The sequence below is a fragment of the Citrobacter sp. CK181 genome, from assembly GCF_030333595.1.
In the GTDB taxonomy this organism is placed as follows: domain Bacteria; phylum Pseudomonadota; class Gammaproteobacteria; order Enterobacterales; family Enterobacteriaceae; genus Citrobacter_B; species Citrobacter_B koseri.
In genome coordinates this window covers 63,246-80,818 of sequence record NZ_JAOWFN010000015.1, presented here as the reverse complement: position 1 = coordinate 80,818, position 17,573 = coordinate 63,246, and the positions used below count along the sequence as shown (strand labels likewise).

Genomic DNA, 17,573 nt, shown 5'->3' with positions numbered 1-17,573 from the left:
CCTTATAGCGCGCATGATACGCAGCCTTCTATTTCAGTACCTTCCAGCGCCAGCTGACGCAGACGGATGTAATACAGCGTTTTGATCCCTTTTCGCCACGCGTAAATCTGGGCTTTGTTGATATCGCGGGTTGTCGCGGTATCCGGGAAGAACAGCGTCAGCGACAGTCCCTGATCAACGTGGCGTGTGGCTTCGGCATAGGTATCAATGATTTTTTCCGGGCCGATTTCATAGGCGTCCTGGTACATGTCCAGGTTCTCATTGGTCATAAACGGGGCCGGGTAGTAAACGCGCCCGGTTTTTCCTTCTTTGCGGATCTCTATCTTCGACACGATCGGGTGAATGCTTGACGTCGCGTGGTTGATATAGGAAATGGAACCGGTCGGCGGCACCGCCTGTAAATTCTGGTTATAGATGCCGTAGCGCATCACCTCATCCCGCAACCGCGCCCACATTTCGCGGCCCGGAAGCGTCATGCCGCTACGGGCAAAGAGCGCACGAACCGTGTCGGTTTTCGGCTGCCAGTCGCCCTGCAAATATTGTTCGAAATACTCGCCGCTGGCATAGCGCGATTGTTTGAATCCGGCGAAGGTTTTACCGCGTTCACGCGCCATCATCATTGAGGTATTCAGCGCGTGCCAGGTCACGGTGTAGAAATAGAGGTTGGTGAAATCCAGCGCCTCCGGGCTGCCGTAGGCAATGCCTTCTCGCGCCAGATAACCGTGCAGGTTCATCTGCCCCAGGCCAATCGCGTGTGATGCGGCGTTTCCGGCTTCAATTGACGGTACGCTGCGGATATGGCTCATATCCGACACCGCCGTCAGGCCGCGAATCGCCGTTTCCACCGTGCGGCCAAAATTCGGGGAGTCCATCGTATGGGCGATGTTCAGCGAACCGAGGTTGCAGGAGATATCATGCCCGGTCTGCGCGTAATCCAGATTTTCATCATAGGTGGAGGCGCTGTTGACCTGCAAAATCTCCGAGCACAGGTTGCTCATGTTGATGCGACCGGCAATCGGGTTCGCGCGGTTTACCGTATCCTCATACATGATGTAGGGATAGCCTGACTCAAACTGGATTTCCGCGAGCCGCTGGAAAAATTCGCGCGCGTTGATGTACTGCTTGCGTACGCGTTCGTCGGCGAGCAGCTCATCGTACCGTTCGCTAATGGCGATATCTCCGAACGGTTTGCCGTAAATGCGTTCGACATCGTAAGGCGAGAACAGCGCCATCTGCGCGTTTTCTTTCGCCAGACGGAACGTTACGTCCGGGATCACCACGCCCAGCGACAGCGTTTTAATGCGGATTTTTTCATCGGCGTTTTCGCGTTTCGTGTCGAGAAAACGCAGGATATCCGGGTGGTGCGCATGCAGATACACGGCGCCCGCCCCCTGACGCGCCCCTAACTGATTGGCGTAAGAAAAGGCGTCTTCCAGCATCTTCATTACCGGGATCACGCCCGAGGACTGGTTCTCAATACGCTTGATCGGCGCGCCCGCTTCACGAAGATTCGAGAGCAAAAACGCCACGCCGCCGCCGCGCTTGGAAAGCTGTAGCGCCGAGTTAACCGCCCGACCAATGGACTCCATATTGTCTTCAATGCGTAACAGGAAGCAGGAGACCAGCTCGCCGCGCTGTTGTTTGCCGCAGTTTAAGAAGGTCGGCGTGGCTGGCTGAAAGCGCCCGGAGAGGATTTCATCGGTAAGCTGCATCGCCAGCGCTTCATTGCCCTGCGCCAGCGTCAGCGCCACCATTGTCACCCGGTCCTCAAAGTCTTCAAGGTAGCGTTTGCCGTCGAACGTTTTCAGCGTATAGCTGGTGTAATATTTCCACGCGCCAAGGAACGTCTGGAAGCGAAAACCGCTGGCGTGGGCGTGAGCAAACAGCTTCACCACGAAAGCGCGATCGTAGCGGGTTAAAACGCTTTCGTCGTAATAGCCTTCGCGAAGCAGATATTCCAGGCGCTCGTCCTGGCTGGCAAAGGAGACGGAATTGGGGCGGACATGGGTGGCAAAGAACACCTCTACCGCCTGCCGATCCTTATCGAACTGAATATGGCCTGCTTTATCGTACAGATTCAGCATGGCATTCAGCGCGTGATAATCCATCGTTTCTTGCTTCACACGTTCTGCGGTTGTCGTTGCCAAAATTCGCTCACTCCTTTTCGGACGTTGTCGATGTCGCTTTGCGTTCCCATCAGTTCAAAGCGGTACAGCCAGGGGACGCCGCATTTTTGTGAAATGACCTCGCCAGCGCGACCGTAAGCCTCGCCAAAGTTACGGTTGCCGGAGGCGATCACGCCGCGAATTAACGCCCGGTTATGTTCATCATTTAAAAAGCGGATCACCTGTCGTGGAACCGCGCCTGCCGTACCGCCGCCGCCGTAAGAGGGGACGACCAGAATGTAAGGTTCGTCTACCCTGATTCGCTCGCGTTCATTAAGCGGAATGCGAATAGCGGGCAGCCCCAGACGCTGCATAAAGCGGTGCGTATTTTCGGAGCTGCTGGAAAAGTAGACGAGTTGGCTCATGCGCTGGCCACGCGCGCATCAGGATGCAGACGGTTGATCATATCCGGGCGGAAGCCTGACCAACTGGTATCGCCCGCGATGACCACCGGCAGCTGGCGAAAACCTTTTTCCCGCAGGGTATCTGCCGCGTCGGGAACCAGATCGACGTTCACCATCTCAAAGTCAAATCCACGGCTTTCCATCGCCCGTTTGGTGGCGTGGCACTGAACACAGTTGTTACGAGTGTAAATAGTAATGCGCATGATTCGTATTTCCATTTAAAATGAGAGAACGGCGCGATGATATGCGTCGGGTTGTGTGTGTCTTGATAGAGAGAATACTAGATGTAGATGGATAAAGTTTCAACCACACAAGATATGGGAAATATCGATTAATTTGCTTCTGCTGATTAGCTCAGCGGGAATGGGGGGGTATGGTTAAAAATCGCCCGATGGCGCTTACGCTAACCGGGCCTACGGTGTAGGCCGGATAAGGCGTTTACGCCGCCATCCGGCAATAGCGGGTTTACATCCGCATCCCAACAGCCAGACGGTTGAAGCAGTTCATCAGACTGATAGCAAAAGTCAGATCGCTGATTTCACGGGCGCTGAAACTTTCGAGTAGCGGCAGATACGCGTCATCTTCGGCATGCGTTCTTGCGATATCCGTGACGGATTCCGCCCAGGCCAGCGCCGCACGCTCCTGTTCGCTGAAGTGATGGCTTACCCGCCACCCGGCCAGCGCATCCAGTTTGCTTTGCGCCACGCCGGATTTACGCAGGGCTTTGCTGTGCATCTCCAGACAAAATGCGCAACCGTTGATCTGTGAGATACGCAGATAAATCAGTTCCATCAGCGTGGTGTCCAGCGCGCTGTTTTCCAACGCTTTTTTGGCCTGGCCCAGCGCACTATAGACTTCAGGGCTAAGTTCATAATAGGGCTGACGTAATGTCGTCATCATACTTCTCCTCGTTTAGACGTCAGCAATGTAGCACTATAATGGACTGCTAAAGAGAGCCATATTTTTATGAAAAAAGCAGACCATAAAGGATCGTTCACCTGTGCCACGCTATCAGCAAATCGCCCGTCAGTTAAAAAACGCCATTGAGCATGGCGAACTCAAGGCCGGGGCGCGTTTGCCGTCCAGCCGGACATGGTCGCAAGAGTTAGGCGTTTCACGCTCGACGGTCGAAAACGCGTACGGCGAGCTGGTGGCGCAAGGCTGGCTGGAGCGGCGTGGGCAGGCCGGTACGTTTGTCAGCGGGCATGTACGTCCAGAAAAAACGGTCGCTACGCCTGCCGTTTTCGCCGGAGAAAGCCAGACGCCCGATCCATTTCAAATGGGATTACCTGCGCTGGATCTTTTCCCGCGTGAGATTTGGGCGCGGGTGATGGGGCGTCGCCTGCGTACGCAGACCCGTTTTGATCTCGCGTTGGGCGACGTCTGCGGCGAAGCGATTTTGCGCGAGGCCATTGTCGATTATCTGCGGGTGTCGCGCAGTATTGAATGCCTGCCGGAACAGGTGTTTATCACTTCCGGCTATGCGTCCTCAATGACCCTTATCCTGCGCGCGCTGGCGAAACCTGGAGAAGGCATGTGGGTTGAAGATCCCGGGTTTCCCCTTATTCGCCCGGTGATTGCCCAGGAAAATGTCGGGCTGATGCCGGTTCCGGTCGATGATCATGGACTGAATGTGGCGGCAGGCATTCACGATTACCCACAGGCGCGTTTTGTGTTGTTAACGCCGGCCCACCAAAGCCCGCTCGGCGTGGCGCTCTCTTTAACCCGTCGCCGCCAGTTACTTGAATGGGCGGCGAGCGCGCAGGCATGGATTATCGAAGATGATTATGACAGTGAATTTCGTTACCACGGCAAGCCGCTTCCGCCGCTGAAAAGCCTCGATGCGCCGCAGCGGGTGATCTATGCCGGAACGTTCAGCAAGTCGCTGTTTCCGGCGCTGCGTACCGCATGGCTGGTGGTTCCGCTTAATCAGGTGGCGCGTTTTCGTCAACTGGCGGGGCTGATGGCCTGTAGCGTGCCGGTACTGTGGCAGCAGACGCTGGCGGATTTTATCCGCGATGGTCATTTCTGGCGGCATTTGAAAAAGATGCGCCAGCATTACGCCAGGCGACGGCTTTGGATGGAAGAGGCGCTGCGTGAGCAGGGATTCGCCGTTGTCCCACAGGAAGGCGGTATTCAGCTGGTTGTTGCGGTGGATGCTGATGACCGGTTGCTGACGGCGAAAGCCAATCAGGCCGGATTAGCGGTGCAGGCATTGAGCCGCTGGCGGCTTCAGTCAGAAGGAAGGGGAGGACTGCTGCTGTCGTTTACCAACATCACTTCAGCGGAAATGGCAAAACAGGTCGCACGTCAGCTTCGGGAAGCCATAACCGACACGCCGTCGGCCGGATAAGACGCTTTGCGTCGCATCCGGCAAGATTCCCCGTTAACGGCGTAAACTTAACAGCGCCCCGACAACGATGCCGACAGCGGCGGCTGTCCCCATGCTGCACCAGGGTTTTTCTCGCACAAAGGTATCCGCGCATCCCACGGCATCACGCGCCGCCTGTTCTACTCGCGTGCGGCCATGCATACGGGCACGGGTTTCTTTCAGCAATGTTTGCGCTTTGCGCCGCGCGGTTTCCGCTTCATCTTTGGCATCACTTCCCCATGATTTCAGCACGTCTTCAAGGGTATCGGCTAATTGACTGACATCGTTCTGAATATCCTGAACATTTTCATCGGCGTCTTTTCGGCTCGGTCGGTTAAACATATGATCCTCCATTGATTTCGATGTGAACTTCAGTGTAGTCCATATTTTTTATCTTCTGAGGCGCGTCACGGTATATTCGCGAGTTTATGGATTTTTCTGAAAGCGTTGCTAATGCTGGATCGGGTAAGGTAAGCCCGCAGTAAAGGATAACGAGGATAAAATATGTATTTACGACCCGATGAGGTGGCGCGCGTACTTGAAAAAGTGGGTTTTACCGTAGATGTGGTAACACAGAAAGCATACGGTTATCGACGTGGCGAAAATTATGTGTACGTTAATCGTGAAGCGCGTATGGGGCGTACCGCATTAGTGATTCATCCGACGCTAAAAGAACGCAGTTCTTCACTGGCTGAACCCGCTTCGGAAATTAAAACCTGCGATCATTATCATCAGTTCCCGCTTTATTTAGGCGGAGAAATTCACGAACATTACGGCATACCGCACGGCTTTAGTTCACGGATTGCGCTTGAGCGCTATTTGCATGGACTGTTTGGCGAAGCAAAACCAAATTCAAACTAATGAAGCGACTGGCCTTGCCAGTCGCGAAGAAAGCGGGTCTCAGGCTTTGGCCTGGTGGTAGCTGCTGACTTTGAACAGGCGGCGGCAATAATCAAGGAAGTAGCCGTAAACCGCGCCCATCAGCATGGATATCACGATATTCGAACTGACTGCCGCTGTAATCTGGTGCCAGTCTGCGCCGACCGTCAACAAAATCGCGACATAAACCGGAGACTGGAAGGTGACGTAAGCCAGTACATCCGCCAGATTCTTCACCCAACTCGCCGGGCTCGCCTTACGCGCAACGCGCATAATCGCATCACGATACATTCCATAGGGCCACGCGATCAGAATATTGACCGGAATGGCGACCAGACGGGAAGACAACGACTGTTCAAAGGTCATTCCAGAGAGGAATATCTCGATCAACATGTTCACGACAGAACAATAAACAACCATCGCGAACGTGTCTGCGACTGCATGACGCAAGCGTGACTGCGGTGAGAACATGTTAATGCTCCTTGTAAAAGGGTAAAAATCGCCATTGAACGTGTGGTTGTAGTGATTTAGCGTAGTTCTTTCGCTAATGCATAGCGTATATCTCTACATAATAACTATCAACTAGTGTAAAATTTTTATTTATTGTCTTTTTGTCGATAAAATACTCTGCCAGTGTCTGTTTTTTGTTCGTTTCGGGATTTTCGTTGTCTGCCGTGACTAATGTTTTCCAAATCAATGGCTTAACTTTTATTGGTTTTTTCGGCGTTTTGCGCAAGCGAGGCGGGAGCGAAAGGGCATCGACGGCTGCTGTTGTGTACGCCGGGGAGGGGCCGCTTTTTTAATTTCGCAGGCGTGCGTTATTCAGGCTGAATATATAACAGCGAAGGCGAATAAATATAAGCGGCGATGTGCAGGCCAGATATTGCTGTATATCCTACTCTCTGGAAATATAATCAATAATCGAATATACTTTCTGGCGTAATACTTGTTTTTCCCTGCGTTAAAAGGTTTTATTGTTATGACTTTGATGTTACAGAATTTAAATAATATCCGTACACTGCGCGCAATGGCCCGCGAATTCTCCATTGACGTTCTTGAAGAAATGCTCGAAAAATTCAGGGTTGTCACTAAAGAAAGACGCGAAGAAGAAGAAGAGCAACAGCGTCTGCGCGCTGAACAGCAAGAGAAAATTAATACCTTTCTGGAGATGATGAAAGCCGACGGCATCAATCCAGAAGATTTATTAAATATGGGGGCGGCAACGCCGCGTTCAGGTAAAAAACGTCAGCCGCGCCCGGCGAAATATCGTTTTACCGATTTTGATGGTGAGACGAAAACATGGACTGGTCAGGGGCGTACGCCTAAGCCGATTGCCCAGGCGCTGGCGGCGGGGAAATCTCTGGATGATTTTCTGATCTAATTTCGCGGTATTTTGCCGGATGAGTCGGTGCTTATCCGGCGGATATCAACCCGGTCAGTACAAACCACCCGGCCCGCCGGTGACTGCGGCGATTCTGGCGCTACCGCTTAATGCGTTCGCCGGTTCCAGGGCATCTTTTCGAGCAGTCGCGCCATGCCGCAGAAACCCGTGAATCCCGCCAGCATTAACCCGGCGCCAACAAAGCCGCTGATCAGGAAGAAACCGCTACTGACGGTGTAACCCAGCGCAACGCCCAATAAAACCAGCCCTCCGGCGGCAATTTGCACCTGACGCATCAGCGGCAGCGGCTGAGACTTATCTTCCGCCACGGGCAGGCCCGCAGCTTTCCAGCCTTCGATTCCCCCCTCCAGCAGCCAGACTTCTGCGGGGGCGGCGACCGCCTGGAGCGTTGCGGCATTGCCGCTGGTACGCCTGCCTGACTGACAGTGAAAGATGATGCGTTCAGCCCGTAACGCCGCCGGAAAAGCGCCGTGCTCAAGCGTGGAGAGCGGCGCCAGCTGCGCGTCGGGAATATGTTCGCGCAGGTATTCATCGGCGTCACGGATATCAATCAGCGTTGCCCCTTGTGCTATCAGCGCCTGTGCTTCGCGCGGGGAAATCGTCCCGGTTGTCATGGTTTCTCCTGGTGGACAATACGGTGTATTTAGCAGCGTAAATCAGCTTCCTGGCAGCGTAAAGGGTGTAAATGAGGAATGTCTTGTTCGCCTTACAGTTTGCGCCAGCAATATGTCATGCCGTTTCCCTGTTAAGCCGCTTCCCTCTGCTACACTCTCTGGGTGTCTATTGTGTACAACCGAGGTAAATATGGGTCTCTTCAATTTTGTGAAAGATGCGGGCGAAAAGCTCTGGGATGCCGTAACTGGAAATCATGATAAAGATGATCTGGCGAAAAAGGTGCAGGAACACTTAAACAAAACCGGTATTCCTGACGCCGATAAAGTCAATGTGCAGGTGACGGACGGTAAAGCGACGGTAACGGGCGACGGTTTAAGTCAGGAAGCGAAAGAAAAAATCCTCATTGCGATCGGGAATATTTCCGGGATCGGCAGTGTGGAAGATCAGGTTAAAACGTCAGCGCCTGCGGCGGAGAGTCAATTTTATACGGTGAAATCAGGCGACACGTTGAGCGCTATTTCAAAACAGGTTTACGGTAATGCCAACCTGTACAACAAAATCTTTGAAGCGAATAAACCGATGCTGAAAAGCCCGGATAAAATATATCCCGGGCAGGTTTTACGTATCCCGGAAGAGTAACCGGACTCAGCTCTGTTCCTGCTGAAGTTTACCGGCCATCGCCTGTTGAATAATCGGAATTGGCGTCAGTAAATGCTGGCGCATTAATTCGCTGGCGCGTGCGGCATCGCGCGCCAGAATAGCCTCCATAAGCGCCCGATGCTGAATATGTTTATCTTCGAGCATTTCAACGGACAGAACCGTTTTGCGCAGCCAGATAAAACGGTAGCGTGCCGCCAGATCGAAAAGTCGCTCGCGCATTTGCAGCAGATAATGTGAGCCGCAACCGGCAACAATAGCCGTATGAAATGCCTGATGGCGCTGATCCCACTCGTCCAGCATACGTTCGCTGGCATCGCTCGATTCCAGTTTGTTGAGCATATGCGCCCTGGCGAGAATATCGGCTTCCCACTCATCGCCGCCACGCGCAATAGCCAGTTGCACCAGCATGGCTTCCATATTGGCGCGGGCATCGAAAATATCGAGCAGTTCCTGCTCCGACATCGACGCCACACGATAGCCTTTCTGGTTCACCACCGTGACCAGCCGTTCCGCCACCAGTTGAGAAAGCGCTTCCCGCAACGGCCCCACGCCTAACTCATAGCGTGATGTTAACAGACTCATGCGCAGCTTCTCATCGGGCTGATAAACGCCGCGAATAATATCGTTTTTGAGCCATCGGTATCCATCTATGGCCGTCGGTTGGGCAGAGGCGGTCATGGTACAACTCCTGAATAGCATTGGGCTGATATCCCGGCGCGCGCCGGGACACAGGTCTAACGCGTATTTTGCAACGGCGTTTTTTGCCACAATACCAGTTTTTTCCAGCGGGACATAATCGGCACGGTACAAATGATCCCCAGTCCTAACAGCCCGGTAGAAATCACCTCCAGCTGTTGCGCCGGTCGGAATAGCATCACCACCAGCACAAAGCAGATAAAAGCGATAACCAGCCAGGTCAGCCACGGATAGAGCCACATTTTCAGCTTAATTTCACTCCCTTCCGCCAGCAGGATTTTCCGCATTCTGAGCTGGGAAACCGCAATCACCAGGTAGACGAGCAGGGCGATCGCGCCGGAGCTGTCGATCAGGAATTTAAACACTTTCGCCGGGGCGTAATAATTTACCACCACTGTGAGAAATGCCGCCCCCGTGGATAACAGCACCGCCACATACGGCGTCCTGCTGCGGTTGAGTTTGCCCATAACGGCGGGCGCATCGCCACGACGGCTGAGGGAGTAGAGCATTCTCGACGCCGTATACAGCGCGGAATTCAGGCAACTGGTGACTGACAATAAGATCACGCAGTCCATGATCGCTTTGGCATAAGGAATATTCAGCAATTCCAGTACCGAACGGTAGGAACCAACGTCTTTGAGTCCCGGCATGTTCCACGGGATGAGCGCGACCACCACGAAAATAGAGCACAGGTAGAAGATTGAAATACGCCAGATCACCGAGTTGGTGGCGCGCACGATATGCTTATCCGGCGTGTCGGACTCGGCGGCGGCAATCGTGACAATTTCTGCGCCCATAAATGAGAACATGGTGATCAGCATCGCGCTCAGTACCGCGCCGAAGCCATTGGGCATAAAGCCGCCGTGATCCCACAGGCGTGAAACGCCGCTCACGTCTGCGTAGGGATAAAAGCCGCTAATTGCCGCCGCGCCCAGCGCGATAAACGCCAGAATGGCAATCACTTTGCACAGCGCCAGCCAGAATTCGAACTCGCCGTAATTTTTGACGCTCAGCAAATTACTGCCGGTTAATGCGATGGTGATCGCCAGAGAGAACAGCCAGATGGGGACGCCCGGTATCCATGAATGCAGGATGATGGCGGCAATATTGGCCTCCAGCGGGATAACCAGCACCCAGAACCACCAGTACAGCCAGCCGATGGTGTAGCCCGCCCAGGGGCCGATGGCTTTATCCGCATAAGTTGAGAAAGAGCCGGTATCCGGCGTGGCGACGGCCATTTCGGCCAGCATTCGCATAATCATAACGACCAGCAACCCGGCAAACAGGTAAGCCAGCAGTACCGCAGGCCCGGCTTGCGCAATCGCGACGCTGGAACCGACAAACAGACTGGCGCCAATGACGCCGGCGATAGACAGCATGGTGACGTGGCGGGATTTCAGTCCGCCACCTAAAGCATGTGATTCTGACAATTGCCCCATCTTCTTACCCCGTTATTGTTATTGAAGCTGTTGGCTGCTCTTGATGCGTAGGCCCGGTAAGCGGAGCGCCACCGGGCATCAAAACATTGTCGGATGGCAGCGCAAGCGCCTTATCCGGCCTACAACGACCTAACCTTGCTTCGCCTCATCAAAACACTGGGCGATGATGTCCAGCCCTTGCTGAATTTGCGCTTCTTCGATAGTCAGCGGCACCAGAATGCGCAGCACGTTGTAGTACGGCCCGCAGGAGAGCAGGATCAGCCCTTTATCACGGGCGCGGGCGACGATGTCGGCGGTCAGCTTCGCGTCCGGTTTGCTGCGATCGCCGTTTTCAAACAGCTCAATGGCGATCATCGCTCCCGGGCCGCGCACGTCGCCAATCTCGCGGTGCGTTTCAGCAATATTCAGCAGCCCTTTACGCAGGGTTTGCCCCAGGTCTTTGGCTTTTTGCAGCAGGTTTTCCTGCTCGAAAATGTTCAGTACCGCCAGCGCGGCGGCGCAGGCGAGAGGATTACCGGCGTAGGTGCCGCCCAGACCGCCCGGCGGGATGGCGTCCATCACATCGGCGCGACCGGTTACTCCCGCCAGCGGAAAGCCGCCGGCAATCGATTTGGCGAAGGTGGTGAGGTCCGGGGCGACGCCCGTCTGCTCCATCGCGAAAAGCGTACCGGTACGCCCCGCGCCGCTTTGCACTTCATCGGCAATGAGCATGATCCCGTGTTCGTCGCAGAGTGCGCGCAGACGCTGCATAAAAGCGGGCGAGGCCGCATAAAAACCGCCTTCTCCCTGTACCGGTTCAATGATGATGGCGGCAATATCTTCCGGCGCGGCATCGTTTTTAAAGATGCGCTGGATGCTGGCAATCGCGTCATCATCACTGATGCCGTGCAGGGCGCAAGGGTAGAGCGCGCGGTAAACGTGGCCTGGCATCAGCCCCATTCCGGCAGAGTAGGGATTGACTTTTCCGGTCAGCGACAGGGTGTAGTGGGTACGGCCATGATAAGCGCCGCTAAAAGCGATGGCGCCGCTACGCTTTGTCGCCGCACGGGCGATTTTCACCGCGTTTTCCACCGCTTCGGAACCGGTAGTCACCAGTAGGGTTTTCTTCGCGAAATCGCCTGGCACCTTCTGGTTCATGAGTTCGCACAGCTCCAGATACGGCTCGTAGGCGAGCACCTGAAAACAGGTATGCGACAGCTTTTTCAGTTGTGCTTCGACCGCCGAGACGATCTCCGGGTGCAGGTGCCCGGTATTCAACACCGCAATACCGCCTGCAAAATCGAGATACTCGCGGCCTTCCACATCCCAGACCCGGCAGTTTTCCGCGCGATCGGCAAAAATAGGGTGGATCTGTCCTACGCCGCGAGGGACGGCGTTACTGCGGCGATGCATTAATTCTTTATTGCTGCTCATCAGGTGTTCTCCAGTATTGTTTTTTTAAAGGCCGATGCACATGTATTTGATTTCTAAATAATCTTCGATGCCGTACTTAGAACCTTCGCGGCCAAGACCGGAGGCTTTAATCCCGCCGAATGGCGCGACTTCGTTGGAGATAATGCCGGTGTTGATGCCGACAATGCCGTACTCCAGCGCTTCGCCGACGCGAAACACGCGGCTTAAATCGCGGGCGTAGAAATAGGCCGCCAGACCGAACTCGGTATCGTTCGCCTGCGCGATCGCGTCAGCTTCATCTTTAAAGCGGAATAGCGGGGCGAGGGGGCCGAATGTCTCTTCTTTAGCCACTTTTGCGTTATTGGGGACGTCCACCAGGATGGTGGGCTGGAAGAAGTTGCCGCCGAGCGCATGCGCCTTACCGCCGCAGAGCACTTTTGCGCCTTTCTCCAGCGCGTCGGCGATGTGCTCCTGCACTTTGGCTACCGCTTTTTCGTCAATCAGCGGCCCGGTGGTGACGTCCGCTTGCAGGCCGTCGCCGAGATGCAGCTTGCTCACCGCCTGCTGGAGTTTTTCCGCAAAGCGGTCATACACGCCGTCCTGTACATACAGGCGGTTAGCGCAGACGCAGGTCTGCCCGGCGTTGCGAAACTTAGAGGCCAGCGCGCCTTCCACGGCGTTATCCAGATCGGCGTCATCAAAGACGATGAACGGCGCGTTGCCGCCCAGCTCCAGCGACACCTTTTTGATGTCTTTCGCACACTGTTCCATCAGCTGACGGCCGATTTCGGTTGAGCCGGTAAACGACAGTTTGCGCACCAGCGGGTTGCTGGTCAGTTCATTGCCGACCGCTCCCGCAGAACCGGTGATGACGTTAAAGACGCCTGCGGGAACCCCGGCGCGGTTCGCCAGTTCAGCCAGCGCCAGGGCGGAAAACGGCGTCTGGCTGGCGGGTTTCAGAACCATCGTACAACCGGCCGCCAGCGCCGGGCCGGCTTTGCGGGTAATCATCGCCGAGGGGAAATTCCACGGCGTAATGGCGGCGGTAACGCCAATCGGCTGCTTGATAACGATCAGGCGCTTATCGGCCTGGTGGCCTGGAATCGTGTCGCCATAGATGCGCTTACCTTCTTCGGCAAACCATTCAATAAAAGAGGCGGCATAGCTGATTTCTCCTTTTGCTTCCGCCAGCGGCTTCCCCTGTTCCAGCGTCATCAGGCGGGCGAGATCGTCCTGGTGCTCCATCATCAAATTGAACCAGCGACGCAGAATATTCGCCCGCGCTTTGGCGGTGAGCGCGCGCCAGGCGGGCAGCGCGCGGTTAGCGGCGTCAATGGCTTCGCGGGTCTCTTCTGCCCCCATTTTCGGTACGCTGCCTAACGGCTGGCCGTTCGCTGGGTTGGTTACGGCGATTGTGTCGCCGCTTCTGGCGTCGCGCCATTGCCCCTCGATAAACGCCTGCTGGCGGAACAAGGTGGGATCGTTAAGTTGCATGATTGCTTCCTGTCTTAAAAGGGTTAACGGGTGAATGCGGCGTTTAATGAGTCCACGCGACGCGCCGCACGTAGCGTGCGTCCGGGATGACTCTGGCTTGCCAGCAGCGTCTGCACTTTGCTGACGATATGCGCCCCGATGGGAATGGCTGATGTGGCCGCCGGAGAGGGCGCATTGCAGGTGTGAATGGATCGTGGCGTGGTAACAAACAGGAAATCGTCGATCAGCTTGCCATCCGGCGACACCGCCTGCGCCCGCACGCCAGCAGGCCACGGCTGCAAATCTTTTAAGGTCAGGCTGGGGCAATATTTTTGCACCAGCCGCAGATAGCCGCTTTTGCACAGTGAGTTCTTCATTTCGCCAAGCCCTGAGCGCAGATTGTTTTGCAACACGCGGCGGATGCCGGACGAACCGAAAATTTCCAGCGTATCGGATAATGAAAAATCGCCTTTCCGGTAGCCTTCTCGTTTAAAAGCCAGCACGGCGTTAGGCCCGACGGTAACGCTGCCGTCGATCATCCGGGTGAGGTGGACGCCCAAAAACGGCATTGCCGGATCGGGAATGGGGTAGATCAAATGGTTAACGATTTGATTATGCTGAGACGCCAGGCGGAAATATTCGCCACGGAACGGGCAGATGATAAAACCGGGATCGACCCCCAGCATTTTAACCAGCCGGTCGGCCATCAGCCCGGAACAGCTAATCAGGGTTGAGGCTTCGTATATCTGCCCGCCCCGGGTTGTGATCACCACGCCCGCCGCATGTTCCTTCAGCGCGCTGACCTCCGCGTTGTAGACAATCTCACCGCCTTTGGCCTGGAAGATTTTCGCCATCGCCGCCGTCACGTCCCGGTAGCTGACAATCCCGCTGGAGGGGACAAAAATCCCGCCCAGACCGGTGATGTTCGGCTCCCGCTCCCGCAGTTCCGCCGCGCTTAACCACTCGCGTTCCAGGCCGTTTGCCGCCGTGCGATCCCACAGCGCCCGCATCCGCGTCATTTCCAGTTCGGATGTCGCCACCAGCATTTTTCCGCAGGTGTCGTAGCGAATGCCGTTTTGATCGCAAAAGGCTTTGGTGGCGCGATTTCCGGCGAGGCAAAACTGCGCTTTGAGGCTACCGGGAGTGTAGTAGACCCCGGCATGGATCACGCCGCTGTTGTGACCCGTCTGATGACAGGCCGGTTCGGACTCTTTTTCCAGCAGGGCGATGCTGGCGTCTGGATACACATCAATAAGCTGCATGGCGGTCGACATGCCGATAATGCCGCCGCCAATAATTACAAAATCATACATCCGCTCAATTCCTTCGTCTGACCGCGCTTATTGATGAGTCTGGTAGCAATGGGTGGAATAAGCGAAATAACCGCGCTGGCGCATCAGTTCACGGCGCAGATCCGGGTGTGGCGTAAAACGATCGCGCCCGTGCAGCCAGAACAGGTTGTTAATCAACAGGAATTTACCGACCGGCACCGGAACAGAGAGGATGTTTTTGCTGGTTTCCAGTGCATCGGAGAGATCGCTGAGCCAGACGCCCTCTTCAAAATCTTTTGGCTGGACGAACTGGTCGATATAGCGCATGACCGGGCGCCCCTGCTGGTCAACGTCAAATACCGGATGATAAACATCGTGGCTGACGTTTTTGCTCGGCGGCGCGGCAAAACGCATGGAGCGACGTGCCAGCGGGTGGCTGAAAAAGCGCTCCAGATGCTCCCAGTCATCGAGGTGTAGCAACAGTGAATTTCCGCCCGCCATATTTTGTTCGTCGATTTTCATCATCAGCACGTAGTCGGTAACTTCCTCAACGTAGGTGCCGTCGTTATGCAGCTCCATCACGCGGTGCGGTTGTCGCAGGTAGCTATCTGAATTATCGACGTTCTTCACCACAAAGCGCGCGTAGTACTGGCCGCTCATCGCATCGTAATTAGAACGCCCGATAAGGTGCGCCACCGCCGTCGCCAGCTTGACCATCTCGTCAGCCTGTTCTACGTTGTCGATCCCTTCAGCGTTGATCAGCAGTGCGCCTTCGGCGCGATCCAGCAGCGTTTTAATAAGCAGCGGCTGTAGCTGGTTGCCACATAAGGCGTCGAGGATCTGACCGACCTTAAAACGTAAAAAGGATTTGTATTCCAGCGCCTGTACCGGCCACTGTTCCACCTGCTGCAAGAATTGCGCCGTCGTTTTTGCGCTAAAGGTCAGCTCCAGCAGACGCGGCGACTGTACGGAAGGGGCGAAGGTAAATCCGGCGTCGCTGCGGGTGACACTATCAGCATTTGTTTTTACGGCGGTCAGTGCATTCATCAGAATCGATCCTCTCAGTAAATGGTCAGGGAGACATGGCGATGCTCATTTCGTAGCCATAAACTAAAAATATCTACATTTTTGATAAACGCATACAAAACTGACGATTTGTTTAATTTTTGTGATCAAAAACAACAAATATTTAACATTATAAATATCGGGGATTAAGAAATGAGACAGGATTTACATCCGCAACCTAAACTGATTCTGTTTGTGAAATAGCAGATGAGCGGGAGACAGGGATTAAGCCATTGATAAAAAATCTATTCCGACGCCTTAAATGGATGAGTACCGGACTGGCATCGCTCATCAGGCATGTGGCGTTGACGCTGCTTGTGGTTCTGATCGTTTTTCTTGGCGTGCGGGTTTACCAGACAGAAAGCGGGCCCGATCTTCATCTCTGGCATACCTGGACCGGTAGCGAAATGTCTGCCAACGCGCTGGATAAGGCCACTTTTTCGCAGTACCTGGCACGGGAAGAGGCGCTGTTTAGCCATCTGAAAACCGGGGTGACGGATAAGCTGAAGCCGGATGAGCAGACGCCCATCAACCGTTTTTACCATAACAGCCGGGTCTGGCCGCCGCAGTTTTCGCCTAACGGCAATCGCTCGTACGTACTCATGCCGCAGGGGAAACCGCGTGGTGTCGCTGTGTTACTGCATGGCTTAACGGATTCGCCCTACAGCATGAAATACGTTGCTAAGGATTATCAGCAGCGTGGCTTTATCGCCGTTGTGCCGCGTCTGCCTGGGCACGGCACTGCGCCCGGCGCGTTAACGGCGGTGGAGTGGGAACAGTGGCTTGCCGCCTCGCGGCTGGCGGTTCGGGAAGCGACGCGGCTTGCGGGGCGAGATGTGCCGTTGCATCTGGTGGGCTACTCAAACGGTGGGGCGCTGGCGCTCAAGTACACGCTGGACGCGCTGGAAGACAACACGTTGCGGCGTCCTCAGCAGCTTATCCTGCTGTCGCCGATGATCGGCGTGACGGCATTCGCCCGTTTTGCCGGACTGGCGGGTTTGCCTGCGCTCTTTCCAGCGTTTGCCAAAGCGGCGTGGTTGAACGTCACGCCAGAATATAATCCGTTCAAATATAACTCGTTTCCGGTTAACGCCGCGCGTCAGTCTTATCTGCTGACAAAAGCATTACAACAGCAGATTTCGCGGGATGCGCGAAGCTCCCGCCTTAACGAACTGCCGCCGGTGTTGACCTTCCAGTCAATTATGGATTCCACGGTGAGCACCCGTGCAGTGGTGGATTCGTTTTATCGTTATCTTGGCAATAACGGCAGTGAGCTGGTGTTGTTCGATATCAATCAGGCCGCCAGTCTGCGTCCGTTGTTGCGCACCTCATCGTATACCGCCATTACTCAGTTGTTACCGCCTGCGCCGCGCAACTATCGCACGACAATTATCACGAATGCGACGCCGGAAACGCTGAACGTCGTGGCGCGCGATACCCCGGCCGGGGAGCATGTGGAGCAGGTTCAGCCGTTACCGTTGGCCTGGCCGCAGGAGATGTATTCGCTGTCGCATGTGGCGGTGCCGTTTCCGCTCAGTGATTCGCTGTATGGTCTGCAACCGGACGAACTGAACCGCTATGGAATCAGTATCGGGACTATCGCGCTGCGCGGGGAAACGTCCACGCTGGCGGTGGGGCTGGATACGCTGATGCGCGTGACGTCGAATCCTTTCTTCCCGTATATGCTACAGCGGATTGAGGCGCGACAGTGATGATTGCCGGATGGCGCAACACCATCCGG

Annotated in this window: 18 protein-coding genes; 5 read left to right on the top strand and 13 right to left on the bottom strand. The window is 55.1% G+C overall.

The genetic code is table 11. From position 1 onward, the window contains the following. Window positions 1-2: 2 nt before the first annotated feature. The 4 genes from nrdE to OGW17_RS17630 all read right to left on the bottom strand — a co-directional run bounded on the left by nrdE (window position 3) and on the right by OGW17_RS17630 (window position 3,466). Window positions 3-2,147 carry a class 1b ribonucleoside-diphosphate reductase subunit alpha gene (gene nrdE / locus OGW17_RS17645; RefSeq protein ID WP_024130883.1) on the bottom strand — a complete coding sequence of 715 codons (2,145 nt, stop codon included), beginning with the start codon at window positions 2,145-2,147 and terminating at the stop codon, window positions 3-5. Further along, entirely contained in the window at window positions 2,120-2,530 is a 411-nt protein-coding gene (gene nrdI, locus OGW17_RS17640; RefSeq protein ID WP_012134787.1) for a class Ib ribonucleoside-diphosphate reductase assembly flavoprotein NrdI, read from the bottom strand. Before nrdI ends, nrdE begins: the two co-directional genes overlap by 28 nt. Next, window positions 2,527-2,772, bottom strand: a complete 246-nt coding sequence (gene nrdH, locus OGW17_RS17635) for a glutaredoxin-like protein NrdH (protein ID WP_286452254.1) — start codon at window positions 2,770-2,772, stop codon at window positions 2,527-2,529. Before nrdH ends, nrdI begins: the two co-directional genes overlap by 4 nt. A gap of 262 nt (window positions 2,773-3,034) precedes the next feature. Further along, window positions 3,035-3,466, bottom strand: coding sequence for a carboxymuconolactone decarboxylase family protein (locus OGW17_RS17630; protein WP_024130881.1), 432 nt, complete (start codon window positions 3,464-3,466; stop codon window positions 3,035-3,037). A 103-nt stretch (window positions 3,467-3,569) separates the two neighbouring features. Between OGW17_RS17630 and pdxR the strand changes: the two genes are divergently transcribed. Further along, window positions 3,570-4,922 (top strand): MocR-like pyridoxine biosynthesis transcription factor PdxR, encoded by a 1,353-nt coding sequence (pdxR, locus tag OGW17_RS17625; protein WP_071257951.1) that lies wholly within the window; start codon window positions 3,570-3,572, stop codon window positions 4,920-4,922. A gap of 33 nt (window positions 4,923-4,955) precedes the next feature. Here pdxR and OGW17_RS17620 read toward each other — a convergent pair whose 3' ends face one another. Further along, window positions 4,956-5,282: an ElaB/YgaM/YqjD family protein gene (locus tag OGW17_RS17620; protein ID WP_058667996.1), complete on the bottom strand. Its 327-nt coding sequence runs from the start codon at window positions 5,280-5,282 to the stop codon at window positions 4,956-4,958. A 162-nt stretch (window positions 5,283-5,444) separates the two neighbouring features. Here OGW17_RS17620 and OGW17_RS17615 point away from each other — a divergent pair, with 162 nt between their 5' ends. Continuing rightward, on the top strand, window positions 5,445-5,801 hold the full coding sequence (locus OGW17_RS17615; protein WP_012134782.1) for a DUF2002 family protein: 357 nt from the start codon (window positions 5,445-5,447) through the stop codon (window positions 5,799-5,801). Between the two features lie 39 nt (window positions 5,802-5,840). Here the strand turns inward: OGW17_RS17615 and alaE are convergent, their stop codons facing one another. Continuing rightward, window positions 5,841-6,290, bottom strand: a complete 450-nt coding sequence (alaE, locus tag OGW17_RS17610) for an L-alanine exporter AlaE (protein WP_024130879.1) — start codon at window positions 6,288-6,290, stop codon at window positions 5,841-5,843. Between the two features lie 508 nt (window positions 6,291-6,798). Here alaE and stpA point away from each other — a divergent pair. After that, complete coding sequence (gene stpA, locus OGW17_RS17605; RefSeq protein ID WP_012134778.1) at window positions 6,799-7,200, top strand: DNA-binding protein StpA; 402 nt, start codon at window positions 6,799-6,801, stop codon at window positions 7,198-7,200. A 107-nt stretch (window positions 7,201-7,307) separates the two neighbouring features. On the opposite strand, the gene OGW17_RS17600 is transcribed toward stpA, so the two are convergent. Beyond that, window positions 7,308-7,835 carry a rhodanese family protein gene (locus OGW17_RS17600; protein WP_047461756.1) on the bottom strand — a complete coding sequence of 176 codons (528 nt, stop codon included), beginning with the start codon at window positions 7,833-7,835 and terminating at the stop codon, window positions 7,308-7,310. 190 nt (window positions 7,836-8,025) lie between these two features. Between OGW17_RS17600 and lysM the strand changes: the two genes are divergently transcribed. Beyond that, entirely contained in the window at window positions 8,026-8,475 is a 450-nt protein-coding gene (gene lysM / locus OGW17_RS17595; RefSeq protein ID WP_012134776.1) for a peptidoglycan-binding protein LysM, read from the top strand. Between the two features lie 6 nt (window positions 8,476-8,481). Here the strand turns inward: lysM and csiR are convergent, their stop codons facing one another. From csiR to glaH, 6 genes are all read right to left on the bottom strand, one after another. Next, window positions 8,482-9,174: a DNA-binding transcriptional regulator CsiR gene (csiR, locus tag OGW17_RS17590; protein WP_012134775.1), complete on the bottom strand. Its 693-nt coding sequence runs from the start codon at window positions 9,172-9,174 to the stop codon at window positions 8,482-8,484. 56 nt (window positions 9,175-9,230) lie between these two features. Then, a complete protein-coding gene (gene gabP / locus OGW17_RS17585) occupies window positions 9,231-10,631 on the bottom strand; it encodes a GABA permease (protein ID WP_024130878.1) in 1,401 nt (466 codons plus the stop codon). 129 nt (window positions 10,632-10,760) lie between these two features. After that, window positions 10,761-12,044 carry a 4-aminobutyrate--2-oxoglutarate transaminase gene (gabT, locus tag OGW17_RS17580; protein ID WP_012134773.1) on the bottom strand — a complete coding sequence of 428 codons (1,284 nt, stop codon included), beginning with the start codon at window positions 12,042-12,044 and terminating at the stop codon, window positions 10,761-10,763. 24 nt (window positions 12,045-12,068) lie between these two features. Next, complete coding sequence (gabD, locus tag OGW17_RS17575; protein ID WP_058667994.1) at window positions 12,069-13,517, bottom strand: NADP-dependent succinate-semialdehyde dehydrogenase; 1,449 nt, start codon at window positions 13,515-13,517, stop codon at window positions 12,069-12,071. Window positions 13,518-13,540: 23 nt separating this feature from the next. Continuing rightward, entirely contained in the window at window positions 13,541-14,809 is a 1,269-nt protein-coding gene (gene lhgD / locus OGW17_RS17570; protein WP_047461764.1) for an L-2-hydroxyglutarate dehydrogenase, read from the bottom strand. A gap of 27 nt (window positions 14,810-14,836) precedes the next feature. Then, window positions 14,837-15,814 (bottom strand): glutarate dioxygenase GlaH, encoded by a 978-nt coding sequence (gene glaH / locus OGW17_RS17565; RefSeq protein WP_058667993.1) that lies wholly within the window; start codon window positions 15,812-15,814, stop codon window positions 14,837-14,839. Window positions 15,815-16,068: 254 nt separating this feature from the next. Here glaH and OGW17_RS17560 point away from each other — a divergent pair, with 254 nt between their 5' ends. After that, entirely contained in the window at window positions 16,069-17,544 is a 1,476-nt protein-coding gene (locus OGW17_RS17560; RefSeq protein ID WP_225622018.1) for an alpha/beta hydrolase, read from the top strand. Window positions 17,545-17,573 lie beyond the last annotated feature (29 nt).